The organism is Methylomonas defluvii (genome assembly GCF_033949435.1).
GTDB lineage: Bacteria > Pseudomonadota > Gammaproteobacteria > Methylococcales > Methylomonadaceae > Methylomonas > Methylomonas defluvii.
Genome location: NZ_JAXARY010000006.1, coordinates 184,151 through 205,472 on the forward strand (window position 1 = coordinate 184,151; position 21,322 = coordinate 205,472).

Below are 21,322 nucleotides of genomic sequence, written 5' to 3' on the forward strand. Positions count from 1 at the left end.
GGGAATGCCATGCTTACAGATGGGGAGCCAATGCAAAACGTACCAGCTTCAATGAGGCCCCGGCGGGAGGCCGGGGAATGCGTTTTGTCACGTTTGGGATCGGTGGCGGGATCGTGGCTTCAATGAGGCCCCGGCGGGAGGCCGGGGAATGCCAAGGTAAACATCTATTGTCCTTCCCTTTTCATCCTTGCTTCAATGAGGCCCCGGCGGGAGGCCGGGGAATGCATTCAGCGCGTCCGCCGCATCAATACCGTTTTTGACGCTTCAATGAGGCCCCGGCGGGAGGCCGGGGAATGCGACGCCATCATCGACACCGAAAACATCTTTAGACGGCTTCAATGAGGCCCCGGCGGGAGGCCGGGGAATGCGAAAAAGTGGGCACAAAAGGATCGGGCCTTTACGACCGCTTCAATGAGGCCCCGGCGGGAGGCCGGGGAATGCCCAGCTTCCGGGATAAACCAGCCAAAGCTGTTTGCTGCTTCAATGAGGCCCCGGCGGGAGGCCGGGGAATGCCGGCGACGAGGCCAGTGGTGACTGAGCTGGGTAAACCAGCTTCAATGAGGCCCCGGCGGGAGGCCGGGGAATGCCGCGACACCTGTACTTGCCCCAGCATTGCCGTTATAAATGCTTCAATGAGGCCCCGGCGGGAGGCCGGGGAATGCCCCGGTTTACCTGGAAGCCCAGCGCCGAAGCCATTGCTTCAATGAGGCCCCGGCGGGAGGCCGGGGAATGCGGGAGCAGTACCAGAGAGGGCACCCAAACGACCAAGCTTCAATGAGGCCCCGGCGGGAGGCCGGGGAATGCTTGATACTGTTTGCGTGCCATCGTCATTTAAACCAAGCTTCAATGAGGCCCCGGCGGGAGGCCGGGGAATGCATGACCACATCAAGTTATGGTTTCAATCCTATAACACGCTTCAATGAGGCCCCGGCGGGAGGCCGGGGAATGCAGCGCGGGCTGGAGGCCATGATTGGCGGGGCCTGCGCGGGCCGTTTGCGAGGACTACGTAAAACGGCCGTTCAACTTTAGCGGAAAAGTTTGCGCCGCGCCAATCCAATTTGCTAAGTATTTGATTGTTAAAGAGCTGCCGGCTTGCGAGAGCTGACCGGTTTTTGCGCGCCACTACAGCGCTCGCAAAGCGGCGGCGGAAAATCCACATCAGACGATGACCGGCTGCCGTTCCACCACGTCGAAATCCTTGCCCAAACTGACCACCGAGGGCTTGACCGTTTCCGCCGGCCCAACATTTATAATCAGAACATGGTCGTCGCTATGATGGATGATGCCATCCAGCAACGAGACCAATTCCGCATGGCGTTTGCGGCTCAACCGGCATTGAAACACCGACAATTGCAGCCAATCGCCGTAACCTTTCATCAGCCGAAACACCCGCCGCCAGCGTTTGGTATCGCTGATGTCGTAAGTGACGATATACAGGTGTTCGTAGGCAGCCATCAGCGGGTGGTGAAGTTGGGATATTCCGGCAATTCACCGAGCAAATAGCGGCCGAACAAGCGCGCCTGAATCTCGAACACCTGCCGATAATTGGCCTTGTAGCCGAAGATGGGATGCGTTACTTCCTGGCTCAAGCGCCGTTCGAAAGCGGTGATGAAGCGCTTGCGGCCGCCCTCGTTCAGGGCCACGCTGCCGGCGGCACAGATAAAGTCGGTGGGCCGCACTTCGCCGTTATTTATGACTTGCAATACCGTGGAATCGGCGATGATGGGCCGAAACGGTTCCATCAAATCCAGCGCCAACGCCGGGCGGCCGTAACGCGGTTGGTGGTAAAAGCCGCGATACGGGTCCAGGCCAACCGCGCTCAGATTCATGGTCCAGGTGCGTACCAGCATGGCATACGCAAACGACAGCAAGGCGTTGACCGGATCGGTGGGCGGGCGGCGGTTGCGGGTGTTGAAGTCAAAACTCATCTGTTTGCTGTCGTCCGGCTTTTTGATCAATTTATCGAACGCGCCGAAATACAAGGCCGCCGCCGCGCCTTCGATACCCAACAATTGCGGTAAATCCAGCGCACGTTGCGATTTGTCGGCCAGGGACTTCAGCGGTTCCAGCAACATTTCCACCGGCTCGTCGGCGCGCCAATTGCGCCGGGCCTGGGTTCGGCAATTCTGGATTTTGGCGCGCACCAGATTGCGGGCAATTGCCAGACAGGTTTTGTCGTCGAAACTGGCTTTATATTGGGCGGTGCGCAACTCGACATTCTTATGGCCGGTGCCGATGGTGTGGCCGACAAACCAGCCGCCGTAGCTGTGCCAACTGACCGGAATCTCGCGCTTCATCAGGTCTTGCAAACACGGCGTGGTGATGTAGACGTTGCCCATGACCACCACTTGCGAAGTGTCCACCAGCCGCGCGGTTTGGACTTTTTCGTCGTCGATGCTGATTTCCAGCTCCTCGCCCTTCTTGCCGATCTTGGCCTTCCAGGCTTGCACGTAAACCGGCAAGGCTTCGTCGCGCATCACCGCCAGCGGCCGGGGTTCGAGATCGGCGTGGCGCAGGTAATTGACTTCGTCCGGCAGACAAATACCCACCAGCGAGCAACCGGAGCATTTAGGACTGTCCTGCAAGGGTTCCGGAATATGGCCGCCGGCGGCGATCAGGCGCAGACCGTTGATGGCATTGGCGGTGAGTTGCTTCAATTCTTCGTCGAAAGCCACCCGCACCCGCTCGCGGCTTTGCACGAAATACAACGCGCCTTCTTCGCAGACATAACCGTGTTCCTGCAACACCATGCCCTGCACGCAAAGCTGTACCCGCTCCGGATCGTAAGCACCGCGCGCCACGTGCGGACGCTTGCCGCGTTTGTAATCGATGGGCGTGACCACGCCGTCCTCGGCTTCGATCAAATCCAGCTTGGCGATCAGGCCTAAACGGTTGGAAGACAGGGTAATCGAGCGGCCATGCAGCTTCTCGGCGTCGTCCAACTCGTCGGCTTCCGGAAAGCTTTTGGACGGCTTGTCCACCCGGCGATGGGCGTGGTCGCCTTCCACGGTGTCCGCCGACGCCGCCCATTCGCCCTGCACCCATTCCAGATAAGCCAAGCGCGGGCAGTACTGGTATTCGTTAATCATCCGCGCCGGCAATAAAGGCATGTCGCCGGAGAGCTCCGGGAACGGTAGCGGTAGCTCTAGCTGGATGGGGACTTGGTCGTCGGACATGATTCGCTCGATTGCTCTTAAAATTTAGTCAAGCCAAAACGCTTCGATCAATCCGCCTTCGGTATCGAGCAGCCACCACTCCAAGCCTTGCTTGGTGACCATTCGATGCAAAACATACCCCGGTTGCCAATACTGTAAAACGGCTTCGAGGATTAACGGCGGAATCTCCGGATGATCTAAGGGCACAGGCGCTTCTTCGGGCCAATCGCTTGTCGTTACATCGCACATATTAAAAAACCAGGTTTGTTATACGTTTTGTCATACAATTTGTCTGTCATTTTGTCTTTTGAAGGAGTCCGCCATGCCCGCCATCAGCCTACGTTTACCCGACGATGTGGAAGCCAACCTCAAAGCCGAAGCCCAATTGGAAGGCAAAAGCCAATCGGAAATCGCCCGCCTGGCGATCACCGAATACCTGGCCCGCCACGAACGCGAGCGGTTTATGGCGGAAATGGTGGCCGCGGCGCACGCCTTGGCCAACGATCCGCAAGCCAGGGCGGAAGCGCTGCAAATTGCCGCGGATTTCGACGCAGCGGACGATGGCCTGGACCGAATAATTGCTGATGAACGCGCCGCCGGTATCGACCCCGACGAAAAATGGTGGGAATGATGAAACGCGGCGAGGTGTGGACCGCCAATCTGAACCCCAACAAAGGCGCCGAAATCGGCAAAATCAGGCCGGTGCTGGTGTTGCAGGACGATACGCTGATTACCGGCGGCCTGCCCACGATCGTGGTGGTGCCGCTGACCAGCCAGTTTCGGCCTAATCTGGCGCCGTTGCGGATACCGATTGCCCCGCAAGGCCGGCTGAAAGCCGCCAGTTACGTCATGGCCGAACAACCGCGCGCCATCGACCGCTCCCGCTTCGGCGAAGGCCCCCTCGCCACCGTCACCGCCGAGGAACTGGCGGCGGTGGAGAAGAGTTTGCGGGCGGTGATGGGGTTGTGGTGAGCCATTATTCATTGGCTTTTACCGGAGCAAACAAACCCAAGCCAAAATGGCAACCAAAACCCAATGCCAGCGGGCCGGTAACCGGTTCGGCGAACGTCAGTTGCCAGAACGAACCTCGGGTATCCGGTTGCACCAGCCCCCTTTTGCTTCGAAAGCGGTGAAAGTCAATCGGGCGGAGTTCGCGGCCGTTGGGCTTAATGTTCGGTAACAGCCGGATTTCGGTAGGTTCGGCCCATTGGCGTTCCCAACATTCCCGGCGAATCTGCGCCGATACGTCGAAGTCTTTTTTGCAATGCCAAGGGTGCAGATACGGCGTTTGCGACTGCCAAACACTGGCGGTCTGGACGATAGGCGAGACGCTTTCGAAATCTTCACGCTGGCCGATATGCTCCAGCATTAAGTGCCATTCCTGGCCGTCAAAGCCTTTGACCGTTTTTAACGCGCCGAAAACCCGGCGCATGTCACCGTCAATACCGGCCGGGACGTGAATTAGCACGTGATCGAGCAGGCCGTTGGAGTCGGCTTGCGGCAGGTAAAAGGCGTGACAGTGGCGGTTATCGGCATTCAAGCCATGCCCGGACAGCAACGGAGGAATCGCGGTTTCGCCCAATGTCCATTTGGCCTTACCCATCACCGCTCGGCGCACGTGCTCGGCAAATCTGATGGTATCCAATTCCCGCATCAACGGCTTGCCGTATACGGCGTAACGCACCGTGTCGGCGGGCGGGCTAGGTTTAGGTTTGGCACGGCTGGCAACGCTGCTTTTCAATGCTTGAATCGGGCGCTGATAGAGAATTTTTTGCGCGGCGGGCGGCGCGCTCCAGCCGGCGTTTTGCAAGTCGGCGGTGTCCAGGCTGACCGCCTCCAACCAACTGGTCGGCAGGGTTTTCTTGATGCTTTTCGATTCGGAGGCTTTCAACTTACGCAAGGCTAAGCCGGACTGCATTTGCTGCTGGAAATTGGCGTAGGCATCGGGCGTAAGCGGTGCGTATAACTGCACCGGTTCGGTCTGAATCTCGCCGGTTTCTTGATCGATTTGGGTGCTTCCCGGAAAACAGTTTGGTTCTCCGTTCCAATCGCCGAGGCGTTTTGCTTCCACCCAGGATTCGGCGCGTCCGACATAACCGATGCAGTCTAAAAGTTCGTCCAGCAATGCGGTTTGTGCCTCGTTCAGTTGGCACTCGGGCCAGTGCACGATCAGCGCTTCAGTCGGATCGATGCGGGCAAAGGCATCGAAAATCAACGTGGATTTTTGCCGATTGGGCATGTAATGCCGGGTATGACTGTGCACCGCCGTCGGCAGCCGGTAATGCGGCGGTTCGTCCGCCAGCAAACCGAGCAAGCTTGTCAGCAAGGTCTCTGGGTAACGCTGATGGTCGAGTTTACGGTACCAGGTGGCAATCAAGGCGCGGGTCAAGCGCCATGCGTCGGGCGGCCAAGCCACGTCCGCCTCGTTGACGTGCCTGCCCCACGGCGTGGCGTGGTAACGCCCGCCGGGAAAGCTGAGCGATAGCGTAAGCATGGCTTAGTCCTCGCTTTCCGTTTCGGCCTTGGGCTTTTTGGCTTTGCCTTTTTCCCAGGTGACCGTGGTAACCCGCGGCTCGGCAAAGCGGTTTTCGGCGGCAACGGCGGCAATCAACCCCGGTAACACGGCTTCCAGGGTATTACGCTCAGGCAGTTCCCAAGCGTCTGGACGGGTAACGGTCAGTTGTTTGACATCCAAATCGCAGGCGGTGCGTAAGCGCAAACCGAAGTCCAGAACCGCCCGGATTTTGTAGAGCGCCAAGGCGATCAGCAATTGCTCCACCGCAATGCCCAGGCCGAAACCGCGTATTTGAGCGAGGTCGATGTTGAAGTAAGCAGTGATTTTGGGTGCTGTGTAGTCGCTGCGCGAATAAGGAACGTTGCCGAAACCTTTGGCGGTATCGCCGGACGGATTAACGTGGTCGTTTTTGACGCCGCCGCTTTGCGCCAAATTCACGTCTTCCGCTTCGATGAACGACGACACGACGCGGGGCAAGCGTAAGCGACCGCCTGCCAATTCTTTTTTCGCAAGAAACAAGCCGTGGAGCAAGGCGTTTGCGTCGTATCTCAGTACGACCGCAGCGAGCTTTTTGAGATCTACTGCCCCCTCGTCCATGTCCGCCAATTCGGCTTTCAATTTATCAAAGACTGTTTGGTCTTTTCCCTCAAGGACGTATGCCGAGTTTAGGCGGTGGGCTTCCTGTACTGTGTTGGTTAAAGGTTTCCCTTGATTATCAATCACCTTAATCAAGGGTAAGCCTTTTAGCGGGGCCACCCAATCATCATTCGGCGCATCCCAGCAAACGGTCTCCATCCGGTTAGCCATACTCTGCGCCGATTCCACCAGCAGTAGTCGATTTCCGTTGGGTCCATCGTAAACGGCGGCGCCCAAGTCGGGAAATCCGGTGGGCTGAAAACGCGCGCCTTGCAGGGGTTGTAATTCGGCCTCGATCAACAGTCTTGGGGCGGCGTGTAGAGCGGAAAAGTCGATACTCATGGTTTATCTCCTGGTAACAAAATAAAAATATGCAATTCCCTGGTTACCACGCGCTGCGTGGTAACCCGAATGCACCGCGCTGCGGTGCCTAGGCTGACCGCCGCGCGTTCAAGCCCGGTATTCCAACGCGGCGCGTTGGAACAAGGAATATGTGAGGTAAATGTCATTGGGCCGATTCGGCTTGCTGTTCCGTTGCTTTTTCACCGGTGCCCAGCGTCAGCAACAGACTTTTCAGTTGGCCGGATGCGAGCGGAAAAGCTAACGCCGCCAACAGGCGAGGCCCATCGATTCCAACTGCTCTTGGCGCTTGCTGCGGGAAATGCGGCAAACCGACGCCGACTTGGCGCAGCTTGGCCCAAGCCCAATCGACGGTTTTTTGCGTTTGATTGGCGGCCAACCAGGACAGTAACTCGCCGCGTAGCGGTAGCTTGGCATCCGCCGCCAAGAGACCGATTCTGACCAATTCGCGATCCGGCACGAAAAACGGCTTAAGCAAGGCATAGGCGGCGGGCAATGCGGCATGCCGAATTGTGGGTGTTTGAAGTCCGGTTGAGTTGAAGTCCTTGAGCAATGCCAAGCCCTGCACCAAGTCGCTGATCCGCCGATCATCCACAGAGCCAGCCAAAAATGCGGCTATATCGGCTTGATTGGCGCCGACACCATAGGCAAAGGGTTTGTCCTTATGTGAAAGCCGTTGCGCCGCCAGCCAGCGGCAACGCAGGGTTTCATTCAGATTTTGCGTGAGAGAACCTTCGCCCCAAACGGCCAGCCGCGATTCGTTGTCCCAGACATAGCCTTTCTTGTCGAGTTTGATGCCGGCAAAATGTAAGCGCATAGGCAAACCGGCAGATGTGTCGAAAACCGATTCGGTAGGGCTTTCCTGTAATGCGGATTTTGTTGATCCGCCGCCAACGGCTTTTAAGCCGGCCAAAGCGCAGGCTAATCGAAACTCCGGGCTGGCATCGTCGCTGGCGACCAGCCACTGCGTGCTTAATAAGGGTATCGATTGGTGAATGTCTTCTTTTGCTTTCGGGCTGATACTGACAGTGCGTTGAATTTTGCCGAGTAACATCAAAATGTCTTGGCAAACCCGACGATCCGCGCCGCGCGTGAGGTCGAACAAACGGTTTTCCAGTTGATGCGCCAATGAGGCCAATCGCGCCGACGCTTTGTCACTGCGGGCAAAGCGGCGCAAACCGTCCAAAAAGCGGTTGCGTTCCAAATCGTTAATCAATTCTGCCGATGGGTTAGCGCGCGTTGCAATCCGGCTTATCGGTGTAGCCAGATACGATTTACCGGAACGCATCATGAACCCGTAGCGCTGAAATTCGGTAATGCCGCGATCCACGCCCAAGGACGCCACGGCACGCGCGAAGTCCAAGCCGTCTTTGGCTGGTCTTCTGCCCACGGTGGCCCGGCCTTCTTGAAACAAGCCGTTTAACTCGTTTAGACCTGTCGCTTGATACCACACAGGCAACCAGATTTCGTCATGCGAATCCGCTTCGTCGTTTTGGTTGCCCGCACCACTACCGCCACCGGCCATCCGAACGGTGAAGGGGTAACTCAAACTACTGTTTTTATCCTGCTGCAAGCGTCTGGTGGTATTGGCGGCAAACAACAACGCCCCTTCCAGCATCAGCACAAAGTCCCAAGGATTTATCAGCGATTTGGCCTCGAAGCCCACCGTTGCGTTCGGGCCACCCGCGTTACCGGGGAAAAATTGTCCAATGGCCGCGTCTTTGTGCATCTGTGGTGTGGCATCGGCAAATAGCGAGTTTGATAGCCAAGCTGCGCTCGATACTGTCGCTTGGCCGGTAAGAGGGTCGAACAACTGTAGTTGCCGCTGCATGAAATTGTTGGTGAAGTCCAAGTTGCCATCATTGCCGCCGGTTCCAAGCAATGGCGGAAAAAAGGTTTTATCGGTGCCGATCAGCAAAACGGCGTCCAACCAACTAAGGAAAACATCGGGAAAGGTATTGCGGAAAATTTGCAGCATCAGGTCTTTGGCCTCTGCTTTTGGCGCTTCCTGGCAATCGTGCTTGGTCAGCAATGAGCGTATTTGTATTAGTACATCCCGATAAACAGCAAAACGGTCGCATTCGCTATCGATAAAAGCTTTAACCGTGCGAGTGGCTTCTGTCTCCTGATCTCGTACGCCGGTTTTTAATTTTTTTCCGGTTTCAGGATCGACGTTACTGGTCTTGCCTTCCTGAAAGTAAAATCCGCTCCCGCCATTCCAAGGCGCGGTAATCGGCGTGGGTCGATACTCATCCAGAAAAAACCGCAACAGACTTTCTTTATCCAAACTGCTTTGCAACACAAAGGCCTCGTCCCGCCAGCAACCTTTCGCATTCGGGTCTTTCTGCTCCGCGACCAAACGCAGTATGCCCAGCGCCTTCAGGTAATAGGCCAGCGGTGTAGGTGCGCAGCCTTTTAATTCGATTTCGTGGCTCATAGCGGATTCTCCGTACCCTCTTGTTGTTCGGCTTCCGAGGCGCGCCAGTCGGCGATGCGGACCAGGGTTTCGTACCAGGCCAGTTCGAATGGGCCGTATTCGCGCAATAGGTTCTGCACGCGCGTGGTCCAAGACGGCCCCATCACTTCGGTTTCGCCCAGTTGCATCAATTCCAGCCGCAACTCGGTAGCCGGCATGATTTGGTCGAGGATGGCAACTTCCGGCAAACGGTCGCCTTGGTAAACGCCACGGGCAAACAGGATATGCGGCTTGTCCTTGGGAGGCTTTTCGTCCGGCATGGCTCTGATGCTTAAGCGCACTTTGCCGTGGTGGGCGACGATCAAATAGGCAATCAGGTCGCGTTGCGGATGTTCGGCGTTGTTGATTAGCCACGCCAGCATGGAGGCCAGTTCGTGGCGGAAATATCGGCGTTGGTGACCGGCGTTTGCCGCGGATTTGGCCCAAAGCTTTTCATCGCTCAGCCGTTCATCTTGCAGCATGGTGTGTTGAAATACTTTGTGCGATTTACCCACGTCATGCCAAGCAGCGGCTGTAACTACCGCGTGTTTTCCAATTGCTTGGGCCTGCACCTGTTCTACCAAGTGTTGGGCATGTTCGAAAACATGCCGCAAATGAGCGGGCAGTTCTATCGCCTTGGTTTTACGGCTATCTTGGTCGCCGGTAAAACTGTCATCGCTTTGCGCCGCTTCCGACAACACGACCGGCATCGCTGGTTTTTTGATGGGATCGAAGCCTGATTCCAGATCGTAACCGCCGTGTCGGGCCAGCAAGAGCAAGGTCATGCCCGGAAATGGCTGATCGATCTTTTTCCAAGTTTTTGCCAAGCCGTCCCAGACGAAAGCGGCTCGCTCCTTGTCTTTGAAATAGTCTTTGATTTGTCCCATCGACACCGGGCAAAGCTCGCTATGCAAAGGTTGCGGTTCGTCAGTCTGCGGCTTTTCGATGTCGCGCCAAAACACCCGTAGTTGCGCCGCGCCTTGGTCACGGATGAATGGGGAAATGTCGGTGTCGAAGCCGCTCAGGTCGGCGTCGGTGTTGAACAAATCCAGAAAATCTTTTTTGCGCAGGACGGGATGAATCGCCTGTTCAGTGGTCACTTTCGGCAGTTCGGACGGCGTGGCGCTCTCCAGACTCAGCAAATGGCTGCGGCTAAGTGCAAAATCCTCCGGCGCGTAGGGCAAGGTATCGTCTTCGATGTCGATCCAGAAAATATCCGCGCCGCCGGTTTGGTTATATTCGCCGTAACGGTTGCAGCGCCCGAAGCGTTGGACCAACGACGACCACGGCGCAATCTCGGTAAACAAGGTCTTGCTGGAAATATCCACCCCGGCTTCGATGGCTTGGGTGGCGATGATGATGCGGCCCGCTTCCGGTGCCACTTGCTGTAAACGCTGGTTGAGTTGCCGCCGCTCTTGCAGCCGGAATCGGGCATGAACCAACAATAATTCCGCCGCCGGCTTTTGCTTTTTCAGTTGAGCATATATCTGCTGCGCGCGTTCGACCCGATTGACGATCACCAAACTGTTCGTCCCTAGTTGATGCTGTTGGCTAACCAGTTCGGCGAGTTGCGCGACGTAGTTTTTTTTGGTTTCGGTGCTTAGCAGGCATGCCGCTTTGGAAAGGCGCTTTATCGCCTTAATGCGTCGTTGTACCTCTGGCAGGGCTTGTTCGGCGCTGCTCAATGGCAAACTGATTGCCTTTGGCAAATAATCGGCAAAGTCTACTGTATTCAACCAATCGCGATTTAAGGTGGCGGAAACCCAAAGGCTTTTTGTGACGACACTGGTTGTCAGCGTACGCCGGAAGGCTTCCACTTGCGCGCTGGTCGATAAGCCCGCCCCCATCAACTGCACTTCGTCGAACACCCACAGTGCCTCGTTATGCAGCAAGGCAAAATGCACAGGCCATTGGTAACGGCTAACGCCGTAGCCGCGCATTAAGGCGCGCGACAACAGCATGTCCTGAGTACCGATCAGAATAGCGTCTTTTTCCGGTTGCATCACCCAGGATTGGCCGTCTTCGCCGCCCATCAAAATGTGAACATTGACTTGATCTTGCAGATTCAAGCGTTCTAGCCAGGAATCGATGTTGGCTTGGGTTTGCTCGACCAAAACCCGCATCGGTAAGCAGTACACCAGTCGGCGCGGCGTGTCGGCATCATGCGCGACTTGGCGTTTATAAAGCCACGCCAATATGATTGCGGCGGTTTTGCCGAGGCCGGTTGGAATTTCCAGGAAATCCGGCCAAGCAGCTTGGGCAAGGGTTTGTTGATACGGAAAAGGTTCCGCTAACAATGTTGCTTGTCTGAAAAATGCGCTGTAGTCGCTCATGGCAAACCTTTTGAATCAGGGTAAACGTTTTCTAACATGGCTCGGTCTCAGAACCTGAGGCCGAGATTTTTTTCGTACAACTATTTTTCAAGTCATCGGTAAAGCGCCAGCAACTTCTCCGCTTCTTGCCTGACCAACTCCCGCAAAAACCCCGGCTCCACTACCTCCACCTCGGCGCCGTATTTCAAAATATCCATCAGTAGCTCTTCGTGACGGTTGAAGGGGATGCGTAGTTGGTAGCGGCCATCGGTTAGCCACTCGTGTTCTTGTTGGCTGTGCCAGGTTTCGTCGGCTACCCAGCGGCCGGCTTTGGCGGAGAAATTGAGGATGGCGGTGTGTTTGGGCATGCCGGCGAAGATGCCGTAGGAGGAGCCAAAATGTTGTTGCAGCGTGGCCGGGTCCAGCAGTTGCGCCGGTTCGCCGCTGGCGGTTGCCGATCTGATGCGGTCCAGCGCGAAGGTACGCGGTTCGTTGCGCTGGTGGCAGTAGGCATCGAGGTACCAGTTGTCTTTGTACAAAACCAGATTTTGCGGCGATACCGATCGCTCGCTGGTTTGGTCGTCGCTGCGGGCGTGATACTGGATAATTAGCCGGTGTTGATTGAACAGGGCTTGGACCAAGGTCAGAAACAAGTCGTCGTTGCGGCTGCGGTAGGCTTGGCTAAGGATTTTGATGCGGCCCAATTGCGGGGTCTTAACGCCCGGCGAGCGGTCCAGCAGTTTTTGCAGATGGTCGCGGAGTTGGCCGATTTCATTTTGCAATAAGCCCGGCGCCAGGTTGCCGAGCAGGTGTTGGCAGGCGATCAGGGCTTGCAGTTCTTCGGCGGTGAGCCAGATGCCGGGTAGTTCGAACGGGTGGCGCGGGTCGTCGCGGTCGTAGTAGTAACCGCCGGCGCTGCGGTCGCAGACCAGCGGCGCGTTCAAACGGTAGCGCAAGTCGTCCACCAAGCGCTGACGGGTGGCTTTTGAGCAAACCAGTTCTTTGTCTATTTCTGATCCGGAAATCGGCGTGCGGCGGTTTTTCAGCAAGCCGTGGAGTTTGACGATTTTGTCGAGGTGATGCATGGCGGAAATCTCTATCCTTGATGATTTGTCGCTAACAGCTTAGACCAGTTTTTCAAGCATGGCCGGGCTGACCTTTACGGGCCGGACTGAGTTTGCCAAAACCTATAAAGCCAGCCGCATGATGACACCTTTACCCGCTAAACTTGGCAAGATGATGCCTTGTCTTACCAGCCTTGCTTAAGACAGGCAAAAACTGCCATTGCCCTTTGGGAGAAGCTGGTGATAATGGGCTCAACAAAGCTTTAACCTTACTTTACGTTCCTGACTCCAGCCCGCTTGCATATGAGGAAGGCAATTCAACGGCGTCCGCTTAACATGCGGGCCGCGGGCTGAATGATCGTTAAAACTGCAGTCTATGATCGATTGAAACCATGGAAAACTCGACTTTATTGAACCGTTCGAAAAAAACCTCACTGCCCGAGCATTCGGTGCTTTTACCGATGATGCAGTTGATCTGGCGGCCGTTGGCGACGCTGGCCGGAATTCATAAGCAATACGGCGAGCTGGTGTTGGGACGGCTGTTGGGCAGAAAAATTCTGTTCGTCTGCGACCCGGAATATATAGAGCAGATTTTCAATCTGGAGGGCAAAGGCCAGTTGAACCGAAATTTTCTTTATAGTGCCAAGAAATCGCTGTTCGGTAACGGCTTGGTCAATAGCGAAAGCCAGGTTTGGAGTAAACAGCGCCGCTTGATGCAACCTTTGTTTACCAAGGACACGGTTAAAAACTATGAGTTGATCATGGTCGAAGAAGCGGCGGCGATGGCGGAAGAGTTGAAAAAGGCGGCGTCCGGCCAAGTTGATTTAAGCACGGAGATAAAGCGGCTGATTCAGCGGATTTTTATCCGCATCCTGCTGGGCAAGTCCGTGGATCAGCTAAGCAACGGCGCGGAGCTGATCAAGGTGATTGAAATCATCTGTCAGGAGTTGCCGGTACAGTTGGGCAGCGAAATTGTGCTTGGCCGCCGTTTGAAACGCTTCATCCCGCTAAAATCCAAGCGTTATCTCGCCGCCGTGAACTATCTGCAAACCTTTATCGGTGCGGAAATTGCGCAGACGCGGACGAATCCGGGACAAAGTCTGATATCGCAGTTAATGCAAGCCAGCGACCGCAGTACCGGTTACACGATGCCCGACAATTTGCTGCAAGACGAAGCCGTCAATCTGTTCTTCGCCGGCCAGGAAACCACCATCAATACCTTGGTATGGTTTTTTTATTTAACCGGCAGGCACCCGGAGGTACGCGACAAGATCGCCGCCGAAATCCGCAGCTTGCCGAACGAAACCTTAAGCGCCGCGCACTTGGGCCAGCTGAGTTATACCAAAGCCGCGTTGAACGAAACCCTGCGCCTGTATCCGCCCACGTCGGCGCTGTCCACGCAAACCATTCAGGACATAGAGCTGGGCGATTATGCGATTCCCGCCGGTACCATCGTGTTATTGAGCATGCACACCACTCACCATAGCGCCCGGCTTTGGGACAGCCCGGACGCTTTTAATCCCGACAGATTTCTGGAAACCGCGACGCCCGGCGGACACAAATACGCCTTTTTTCCGTTCGGCGGCGGTTTGCATAATTGTATAGGGCGTCATTTTGCCGAGCTGGAAATGCTGTTGGTCATAGCCAGTTTTTTCAAGGCATTTACCTTCGAAACCGACATTTCCGTCAAAGAAGCCTTCAGCGTTACGTTGAAACCGGACCGTCCGGTTGTTGGCAGAGTGGAACCAATTGGTTAAGCTTACGGTCTGCGCTGACGGTTATAGCTAGTCGGCGTCGCACGGGCCGACTAGACGGCCTTTTTACGTAACAGGGAGCGTCATGAAACAGACCATTAGTTTTGTCACACTAGGCGTAGCCGATTTGGCTAGAAGCCGGCGTTTTTATAAGGCACTGGGTTGGCAAGAGTCTTCCGGCAGCCAGCAGGAAGTGGCATTCTTCCAAGTAGGGAGCCTGGCATTTGCGTTGTATGGCCGCGAAGCATTAGCAGACGACGCAATGGTATCGGCCGATGGCTCAGGCTTTGCCGGATTTTCGCTGGCTCACAACGTCGCATCGGCAAAAGAAGTTGACGCGACCTTGCTTGAAGCGGTTTCGGCGGGAGGTAAGCTGGTTCGTCCGGGCGAAAAAGCGGCTTGGGGCGGCTTCAGAGGGTATTTTTCCGACCCCGACGGCTTTCTTTGGGAGGTTTGTTTCAATCCTTTTTTTCCAATCGACCAACACGGTTTTGTGCAACTGCCGAACTAAACCAAGATTCCAATACCCCGCCTTGCACTGGCGTTATATCAGTTGTTCGGGCGTTATTGGGCAAAAACTGCAACCATTAATATTCAATAGTGGCCGATAAGGCCGGATAATCACATCAAAATGAAATTTAGAGTTTTTCTGCAAAGACTATCTCATCCTCGCGTTAGAAGACGATTAAAAATCGGCCTGTCCGTTTGGGGCGTGGCTATTGTCATTAGCCTGATTGCCAAACTGGCTTACGATATTGGTTATTTTAAAGCGCAATCGTTAATAAACGATAAAAACTCGGCAACCCCTAATATCACCCAGATACTAACCATAGAATCGGCTCAGCGCATAGTATCCGGAGCTTTAAAAGAAGATCCTGATTATCCAAAGACCATTGTGACGCAGGTTATTGATAACAACCAAAAGCTGGCGACTATTATTGTCGAAAATAACAAGCAAAGAAAAATAGGCTGGATTATCGATATGCGCTTGTTTTTTACCGGCGATTTATTTAATGACAACGGCTATAACTTAACCGAATCTATTGAGCATCAGCATAATATCAGTAGAGGCGAAAACTGATTATTAATCCGCCCCTGGCCAATATCGTCGCTCCCGCGCAGGCGGGAGCACAGCGGCTATACCGAATCGCTGCGTGGTCCAAAGGCTCCGGACTGCAAAGTCCCGGTTAATCCATTTGCGCAAAGACCGGTTATCCAAGCCGCCAAACAGGCTGTTGAGAGCCGCCTGACAAACTGCTACCATCGGCGGACAATATCCTCATTGATCTATCTCAGCGCGATATTCTCTTTGCTTCCAAACAAAATCTCAGCGGATTTAAGGACCTAAACATGCCGATTATTGCGTACCAATCCCTTAACTCTAACTCCAGTTCCGAGCACGGTATCAGCGCCTCCAATTCTCAGTACTTCACGAGAATGACACATGAGCATATGGCGCAAAATTCGGCCCCCTGGAATCTGGTTCTGCCGACCGCGCCCGATATTTCGCCGGACATTCCGGTACAAGGACCAGCCGAACTGCGTTCGACAGCGTCGTCCGGATACATGGATAAAGGCCAACACAGCAACGACAGTTTTTCGAGTATGGTTGCCAATAAGGTCCGGCAAATTTACCAAAACCTGATACGCGCTTTCGGCGGCGCCGATTTACTGGTGTGCGGCGAACTGGACAGCAGCCATTCGGACTGGACATCCCTGCATAGCAACGCCGGGCAATTGATTCATACATCCTCGCCTGCCAAGGCTTGTAATTGCTTTAGCGTCCATTCCACTAAAGATGCGGCCAACAAATTTCTGGGCGAAGGCGACGGTTGGCTGGCGATAGCGTGTTACAACATCATCGTGGTATTCGTACACGTGCCAAATTCCATCGCCAAAGATGAAAATAGCCTGATGAGCTATTACCAAAAAATTAACAGCGTGGTGATTCAAGCCGGACTGGGGCCGATTGACGTGGTAATGGGCGATACGAATCAGCCGACCAACGATTTTACCGCCAGAGTGCTTAGTCGAGCGTTGGGCATCAAATTTAGCGACGCCCACCCCGGTGACAGCATAAATCCCTTCGACTCGCATCAACGCAGCTTTGAAGGCACTAACAGCACGGCCACCAAAAAATACGATGTAGCCGTTTTTAACACGACTAGCCTAAAACTGGCGGAAGTCGTCTACCTCTCGCAATCGACACCAGTAAGCGGCGGCGGCAGATATACAGCGGCTGTTACCGATCACATGGGTATTGGCTTAAGGATAGAAAAATAATCGGCATTTCCTGTAGTTAAATCACGGACAGGTCTCTAGCGTTGCTACCTAGCCGCGCAAATGTCCCTCCCCATACGCCACCCACTTGTAGGTGGTAAGCTCATCCGGCCCGACCGGGCCGCGCACGTGCAGCTTATCGGTGCTGATACCCACCACCGAACCCAAGCCGTAATCGCCGCCGCCCGACAAACGGGTCGAGGCGTTGATCATCACCGACGCCGAATCCACCTGCTCTTCAAACTGCCGAGCCAAGCTCAGGCTTTGCGTGACGATACCGTCGGTGTGGCCGGAACCGTAGTGGTTGATATGGTCTATGGCCTGTTGAATGCCGTCCACGATCTTCACCGACAGAATGGGCGCCAGATATTCGCTATGCCAGTCTTCTTCCGTCGCTGGGACAACACCGGGCAACAGCTTTTGGGTTTGTTCGCAGCCGCGCAGTTCGATGCGGTTTTCGGCAAATGCGGTTTGCAGCAACGGCAGCAACTGTGCCGCGCATGCGCTGTCCACCAGCAAGGTTTCCAGCGCATTACAAACCTGCACGCTTTGGCATTTGGAATTGACCGCCAGCGCGACGGCTTGCTCCGGATCGGCATCGGCGGCGAGATACAGGTGGCAAATGCCGTCGTAATGCTTAATGACCGGAATCCGCGTGCCTTCGGCGATGCGCTTGATCAAGCCTTTGCCGCCGCGCGGAATCAATACGTCGATGTATTCATCCATTTTCAGCAGCTCACCCACCGCTTCGTGGCCGGGGGTGCGGATGATCTGTATCGCATGTTCAGGCAGACCGGCCGCGACCGCGCCGGCAATCATCGCATCGGTGAGTATCGCGTTGGTTTGCAAGGCTTCCGAACCACCGCGCAAAATCACCGCGTTACCGCTTTTGATGCACACCCCGGCGGCATCGGTGGTGACGTTCGGGCGCGATTCGTAAATGATGCCGATCACGCCCAGCGGCACCGATTTTTTGTAAACCCGCAACCCGGCCGGATTGGTATGGCCGGTCAGTATCCGGTTTAACGGGTCCGGCAACTGCGCCACTTTTTTCAGGCGCGACAACATGTAATCAAAGGTTTTGTCGTCTATTGTCAACCGCTTTACCATCGCTTCAGACTGTCCTTCGTCTCGAGCTTTGACGATTTCCTGGGCGTTTACCTCCAGCACCTTCTGCCTGACCGAGTCCAGCGCTTCGGCCATTTTCGCCAAGGCCCGATTGCGCGCAGATTCGGACGCTGATGCTAATTGGCGCGACGCGGCGCGGCTTTGTTGGGCGATGGTTTGGACGGTGTTGATAGTCATATGTCTTAAAAAATTGATTTTGAGGCTGCTGATACTGACCGGTTTTTTTACGTAAGGAATTAAAGGTCACCAGCGCTCGCACCTCGAAGAATAATCTACACCCAAATCTTACGTTGGGTATGGCGAGTTTACTATCTACCAATCACGTTCAAGACGCTGCACCTTGCATATCCTACTGGCTATCACTATAAAAACGCTCAAACTCCCTATAAGTAAGTGAAAGAGCGAAAACCTCAATGGCGATAACAAAAAAAGATATTATTGATAACAACACGTTTTCAACGTCGGTAGCATTTTCACGCCAGAGCGACGTAATAATAAAATCAAAAAACGCCGGAAACAAACCGACGATGGCAAACATGTTCAAACCATTACCTCTAGTAACAACCCAAGACCACTTTAAACTTACTTTTTTGTCGATAGCAGTAGCGGGAAAAACCAAACTGAGCCTAGCTAGTGCATATCCCCCTATAACTTGGGAGAATGATTTAATCCAATAGTTTATATCCTCTAGTCCATTGAAAGGAAAATACTTGTTAAACATAAACAACATACTCATAAAAACTACTCCTTCAACAAGCCACACGACTATACATACCTGAAAAATCATCACTAAAAATTTAGCAGCCCGCACCCCCATTCTGAAGTCAAAACTGTTATAAGCTGTAAAATCGCTGACAAGAATAAGACGTTGACATACCACTGCAAGCCAGGACAAACCTATGCCTAATATTCCCATAAGTACCAACATTAACGGGATTCCAATGTTTTTAGCGTAGTTAAAGACCAGCGCATAATAAACTAATAAAATTAAAGCCGGCAGTGATATTACATTGAAGAATATTTTCTTAATTCTCCAAGCCGTTTTTAAGCTATTAAGAATAATTGCCCAGGCCTGAAGTTTAAATTCCAAGGTCATTTCCAGTCTTCCATAAATTTCAATAAATATTTTTAAGTAATTGGCTACGTCCCAGTTTCGAATGCTATATGACAATTTTGACCAAACGAATAGGCAAACAACGACAGTCAATCAGCAACGCCAGGATCAATAACCACGTCACATCTAAAACGCTGAGATAGAAGCATAGACATCCCTGCTAGATTTAACAGTAAACGCAGCCGAAGGCTTATTCTCTCTGACAAACCTTCTCTTCCGACGCCTCAATACCGCCATCCCGCACCCTCATCCAAAACCACTTTAAAAGCCAAATGCTTTATCATTGGGCCAGGACACGTACGGAACTCGCATAATTACAATGAATAACACTCCGCAACCCACCGCCAAATCTTTGATTTCTCCCGTTATCTTATTCGCCGCCACCCTGTTCATCAGCGCCACGTTGATGTTTGTGCTGCAACCTATGTTCGGCAAGCTGTTGCTGCCGCTGTTGGGCGGCACGCCGGCGGTGTGGAACACCTGCATGGTGTTTTACCAAACGCTGCTGTTTCTGGGTTATTTGTATGCGCATTGGCTGAGTTCGCGGCTGGGCAGTCAAAGGCAGATTCAGATTCATACCGCTTTGCTGGTTTTCAGCGCGATTGCGCTGCCGGTGGCGCTGCCGGAGAATGCCGCACCGCCCACCAACGGCGACCCGACTTTGTGGCTGGTCTGGACCTTATTCCTGGCAATCGGCCTGCCCTTTTTCGTGGTCTCCACCACCGCGCCGCTGCTGCAAAAATGGTTTTCACATAGCGGCCACCATAGTAGCGACGATCCTTACTATTTATATGCCGCCAGCAACGCCGGCAGTTTGCTGGCTTTGTTGAGCTATCCGTTTCTGATCGAACCGAATCTGGGCTTGGCGAACCAAAGACTAATTTGGAGCGGCGGATATATTGGTTTGTGTGCGTTGATTTTGGTGTGCGCGATTAGCTTCTGGCGCAGCCAGGCAGACAACGAAGACGACGAAGTGTTAAGCGATGCCGGCATCGAACCGCCTTCGACACTGCAACAATTGCACTGGCTGGCCCTGGCTTTCGTGCCATCCAGCTTGTTGCTGGGCTTGACCCAATTTATCAGCACCGACATCGCCGCCGTACCCTTGCTGTGGATCGTGCCGCTGACCCTGTATTTGTTGACCTTTATCCTGGTGTTCAGCACCTGGGCGGACCGCATCCGGCCGTGGATGTTGGCCGCGCAGCCGGCGGTATTGACGATATTCATCGCTTATTCCTTCATCAATCCGGCTACCCTACCCTACTGGCTGGATTTGATTCTGCATTTAACGGCCTTCTTCCTGGCGGTGATGGTCTGTCACGGCGAATTGGCGAAAAGCCGGCCGCATCCGCAATATCTGACCCGCTTTTATCTGGTGATGTCGTTTGCCGGCATGCTGGGCGGTTTGTTCAATACCTTTGTGGCGCCGTTTATCTTTAACGCGGTGTACGAATATCCGATCATGATCGTCGCCGCCTTGCTGTTGCGCCCCGGTTTTTTCAACGGCCGTTGGTTTTTGCAACCGATTTTCCCGGCGTTGTTACTAATCACCGGCCTGACGGTTTATTTCACTACCCAGCAGTTGTTCGACTATTTGGATCTGATCGGCGGCGCACTGATTTTGTTGGCCGGCTTGAGTTATTCGCTACGGCGTAGCCCCTTCGGTTTGGGCGCATTAACCGGAGTGATTTTGTTGTTCACGCTGGGCTTGCACAGCATGGCCTCCAACACCATTTACCAGGAGCGCAGCTTTTTCGGCGTGATGTCGGTGCGCGACACCGTCATCCCCGATGAAAACCAACGGCCGGAAACCGTCCGCGAGCTTTATCACGGCACCACCAAACACGGCGCGCAACGTCTGACCGCCGCCAACGTCACTACGCCATTAACCTACTACAGCCGTCCCGGCCCCATCGGCCAGCTGTTTGCGGAATTTGACGGCGAAAACCAACATTGGCACATCGGCGCGGTAGGTTTAGGCGCCGGCGCGCTGGCGTGTTACACCAAGGAAGGCCAACTGTGGAAATTCTATGAAATCGACCCGTTAGTAGTCGACGTGGCGCAAAACCCGGCCTGGTTTACCTACCTGAGCCGCTGCAACAAGCAGGCGGAAATGATCGTCGGCGACGCCCGGCAGTCGCTGCTGAAGGAAGCCGACGGCAGCTTCGATTTATTGATCATGGATGCTTTCAGCTCCGACGCGGTGCCCACACATCTGCTGACGCGCGAGGCTTTGCAGCTATACTTTAGCAAGCTGAAAGACAACGGTTTACTGGCTTTTCATATCACCAACCGCCATCTGGCCTTGAAAAAAGTCATGGCCGATCATGTCAACCAATTGCATTTGGCGGCCTTGTTGCAGGAATTTAAACCGGAAACCGATGTCCCTCTGGTCATCGCTACCGACTGGGTAGTGATTGCGAAACAGCCCGAGCGCCTGCAGCGCTTGCAGCAAAGCCGGCTCGGGCATTGGCAGAAACTACCGCTGACGTTCGGTCTGCAGCCTTGGACCGACGACTTCACTCATATTATTGGCATTTGGAAATAGG

General features: G+C 54.3%; 17 protein-coding genes and 1 CRISPR repeat array (1 of these 18 only partly in view). Of the genes, 7 read left to right on the plus strand and 10 right to left on the minus strand.

Going from position 1 to position 21,322, the window contains the following annotated elements; all coding sequences use genetic code 11:
• Window positions 1-949: direct repeats of the CRISPR family, unit length 36 nt; unit sequence GCTTCAATGAGGCCCCGGCGGGAGGCCGGGGAATGC (it extends 1,117 nt beyond the left edge of the window).
• A gap of 209 nt (window positions 950-1,158) precedes the next feature.
• The 3 genes from cas2 to QLH52_RS08710 are packed head-to-tail and all read right to left on the minus strand — an operon-like array spanning window position 1,159 to window position 3,362.
• Window positions 1,159-1,455 (minus strand): CRISPR-associated endonuclease Cas2, encoded by a 297-nt coding sequence (gene cas2 / locus QLH52_RS08700; protein ID WP_319961260.1) that lies wholly within the window; start codon window positions 1,453-1,455, stop codon window positions 1,159-1,161.
• Window positions 1,455-3,176, minus strand: coding sequence for a CRISPR-associated endonuclease Cas4g/Cas1g (gene cas4g/cas1g, locus QLH52_RS08705; protein ID WP_319961261.1), 1,722 nt, complete (start codon window positions 3,174-3,176; stop codon window positions 1,455-1,457). Before cas4g/cas1g ends, cas2 begins: the two co-directional genes overlap by 1 nt.
• A 24-nt stretch (window positions 3,177-3,200) precedes the next feature.
• Window positions 3,201-3,362, minus strand: a complete 162-nt coding sequence (locus QLH52_RS08710; protein ID WP_319961262.1) for a hypothetical protein — start codon at window positions 3,360-3,362, stop codon at window positions 3,201-3,203.
• Window positions 3,363-3,477: 115 nt separating this feature from the next.
• Here QLH52_RS08710 and QLH52_RS08715 point away from each other — a divergent pair, with 115 nt between their 5' ends.
• Entirely contained in the window at window positions 3,478-3,786 is a 309-nt protein-coding gene (locus tag QLH52_RS08715; protein WP_319961263.1) for a ribbon-helix-helix protein, CopG family, read from the plus strand.
• Window positions 3,783-4,127 (plus strand): type II toxin-antitoxin system PemK/MazF family toxin, encoded by a 345-nt coding sequence (locus QLH52_RS08720; protein ID WP_319961264.1) that lies wholly within the window; start codon window positions 3,783-3,785, stop codon window positions 4,125-4,127. The genes QLH52_RS08715 and QLH52_RS08720 overlap by 4 nt, the downstream gene beginning before the upstream one ends.
• 4 nt (window positions 4,128-4,131) lie before the next feature.
• On the opposite strand, the gene csb2 is transcribed toward QLH52_RS08720, so the two are convergent.
• From csb2 to QLH52_RS08745, 5 genes are all read right to left on the minus strand, one after another.
• Window positions 4,132-5,649, minus strand: coding sequence for a type I-G CRISPR-associated protein Csb2 (gene csb2, locus QLH52_RS08725; RefSeq protein WP_319961265.1), 1,518 nt, complete (start codon window positions 5,647-5,649; stop codon window positions 4,132-4,134).
• A 3-nt stretch (window positions 5,650-5,652) separates the two neighbouring features.
• On the minus strand, window positions 5,653-6,648 hold the full coding sequence (cas7g, locus tag QLH52_RS08730; protein WP_319961266.1) for a type I-G CRISPR-associated RAMP protein Csb1/Cas7g: 996 nt from the start codon (window positions 6,646-6,648) through the stop codon (window positions 5,653-5,655).
• A 163-nt stretch (window positions 6,649-6,811) separates the two neighbouring features.
• Window positions 6,812-9,103, minus strand: a complete 2,292-nt coding sequence (cas8g1, locus tag QLH52_RS08735) for a type I-G CRISPR-associated protein Cas8g1/Csx17 (protein WP_319961267.1) — start codon at window positions 9,101-9,103, stop codon at window positions 6,812-6,814.
• Window positions 9,100-11,454 (minus strand): type I-G CRISPR-associated helicase/endonuclease Cas3g, encoded by a 2,355-nt coding sequence (cas3g, locus tag QLH52_RS08740; protein WP_319961268.1) that lies wholly within the window; start codon window positions 11,452-11,454, stop codon window positions 9,100-9,102. Before cas3g ends, cas8g1 begins: the two co-directional genes overlap by 4 nt.
• Window positions 11,455-11,546: 92 nt before the next feature.
• Window positions 11,547-12,518, minus strand: a complete 972-nt coding sequence (locus QLH52_RS08745; RefSeq protein WP_319961269.1) for a helix-turn-helix transcriptional regulator — start codon at window positions 12,516-12,518, stop codon at window positions 11,547-11,549.
• A 371-nt stretch (window positions 12,519-12,889) separates the two neighbouring features.
• Between QLH52_RS08745 and QLH52_RS08750 the strand changes: the two genes are divergently transcribed.
• From QLH52_RS08750 to QLH52_RS08765, 4 genes are all read left to right on the plus strand, one after another.
• On the plus strand, window positions 12,890-14,254 hold the full coding sequence (locus tag QLH52_RS08750; protein WP_319961270.1) for a cytochrome P450: 1,365 nt from the start codon (window positions 12,890-12,892) through the stop codon (window positions 14,252-14,254).
• Between the two features lie 82 nt (window positions 14,255-14,336).
• Entirely contained in the window at window positions 14,337-14,762 is a 426-nt protein-coding gene (locus QLH52_RS08755) for a VOC family protein (RefSeq protein ID WP_171696384.1), read from the plus strand.
• Between the two features lie 120 nt (window positions 14,763-14,882).
• A complete protein-coding gene (locus tag QLH52_RS08760; protein WP_165786281.1) occupies window positions 14,883-15,332 on the plus strand; it encodes a hypothetical protein in 450 nt (149 codons plus the stop codon).
• A 269-nt stretch (window positions 15,333-15,601) separates the two neighbouring features.
• Window positions 15,602-16,534 (plus strand): hypothetical protein, encoded by a 933-nt coding sequence (locus QLH52_RS08765; protein WP_240617990.1) that lies wholly within the window; start codon window positions 15,602-15,604, stop codon window positions 16,532-16,534.
• A gap of 48 nt (window positions 16,535-16,582) precedes the next feature.
• On the opposite strand, the gene QLH52_RS08770 is transcribed toward QLH52_RS08765, so the two are convergent.
• Both QLH52_RS08770 and QLH52_RS08775 read right to left on the minus strand, forming a co-directional pair.
• Window positions 16,583-17,836 (minus strand): glutamate-5-semialdehyde dehydrogenase, encoded by a 1,254-nt coding sequence (locus tag QLH52_RS08770; RefSeq protein WP_319961271.1) that lies wholly within the window; start codon window positions 17,834-17,836, stop codon window positions 16,583-16,585.
• A gap of 172 nt (window positions 17,837-18,008) precedes the next feature.
• Window positions 18,009-18,755: a hypothetical protein gene (locus tag QLH52_RS08775; protein WP_319961272.1), complete on the minus strand. Its 747-nt coding sequence runs from the start codon at window positions 18,753-18,755 to the stop codon at window positions 18,009-18,011.
• 337 nt (window positions 18,756-19,092) lie between these two features.
• Here QLH52_RS08775 and QLH52_RS08780 point away from each other — a divergent pair, with 337 nt between their 5' ends.
• On the plus strand, window positions 19,093-21,321 hold the full coding sequence (locus QLH52_RS08780; RefSeq protein ID WP_319961273.1) for a spermidine synthase: 2,229 nt from the start codon (window positions 19,093-19,095) through the stop codon (window positions 21,319-21,321).
• Window position 21,322: the final 1 nt, after the last annotated feature.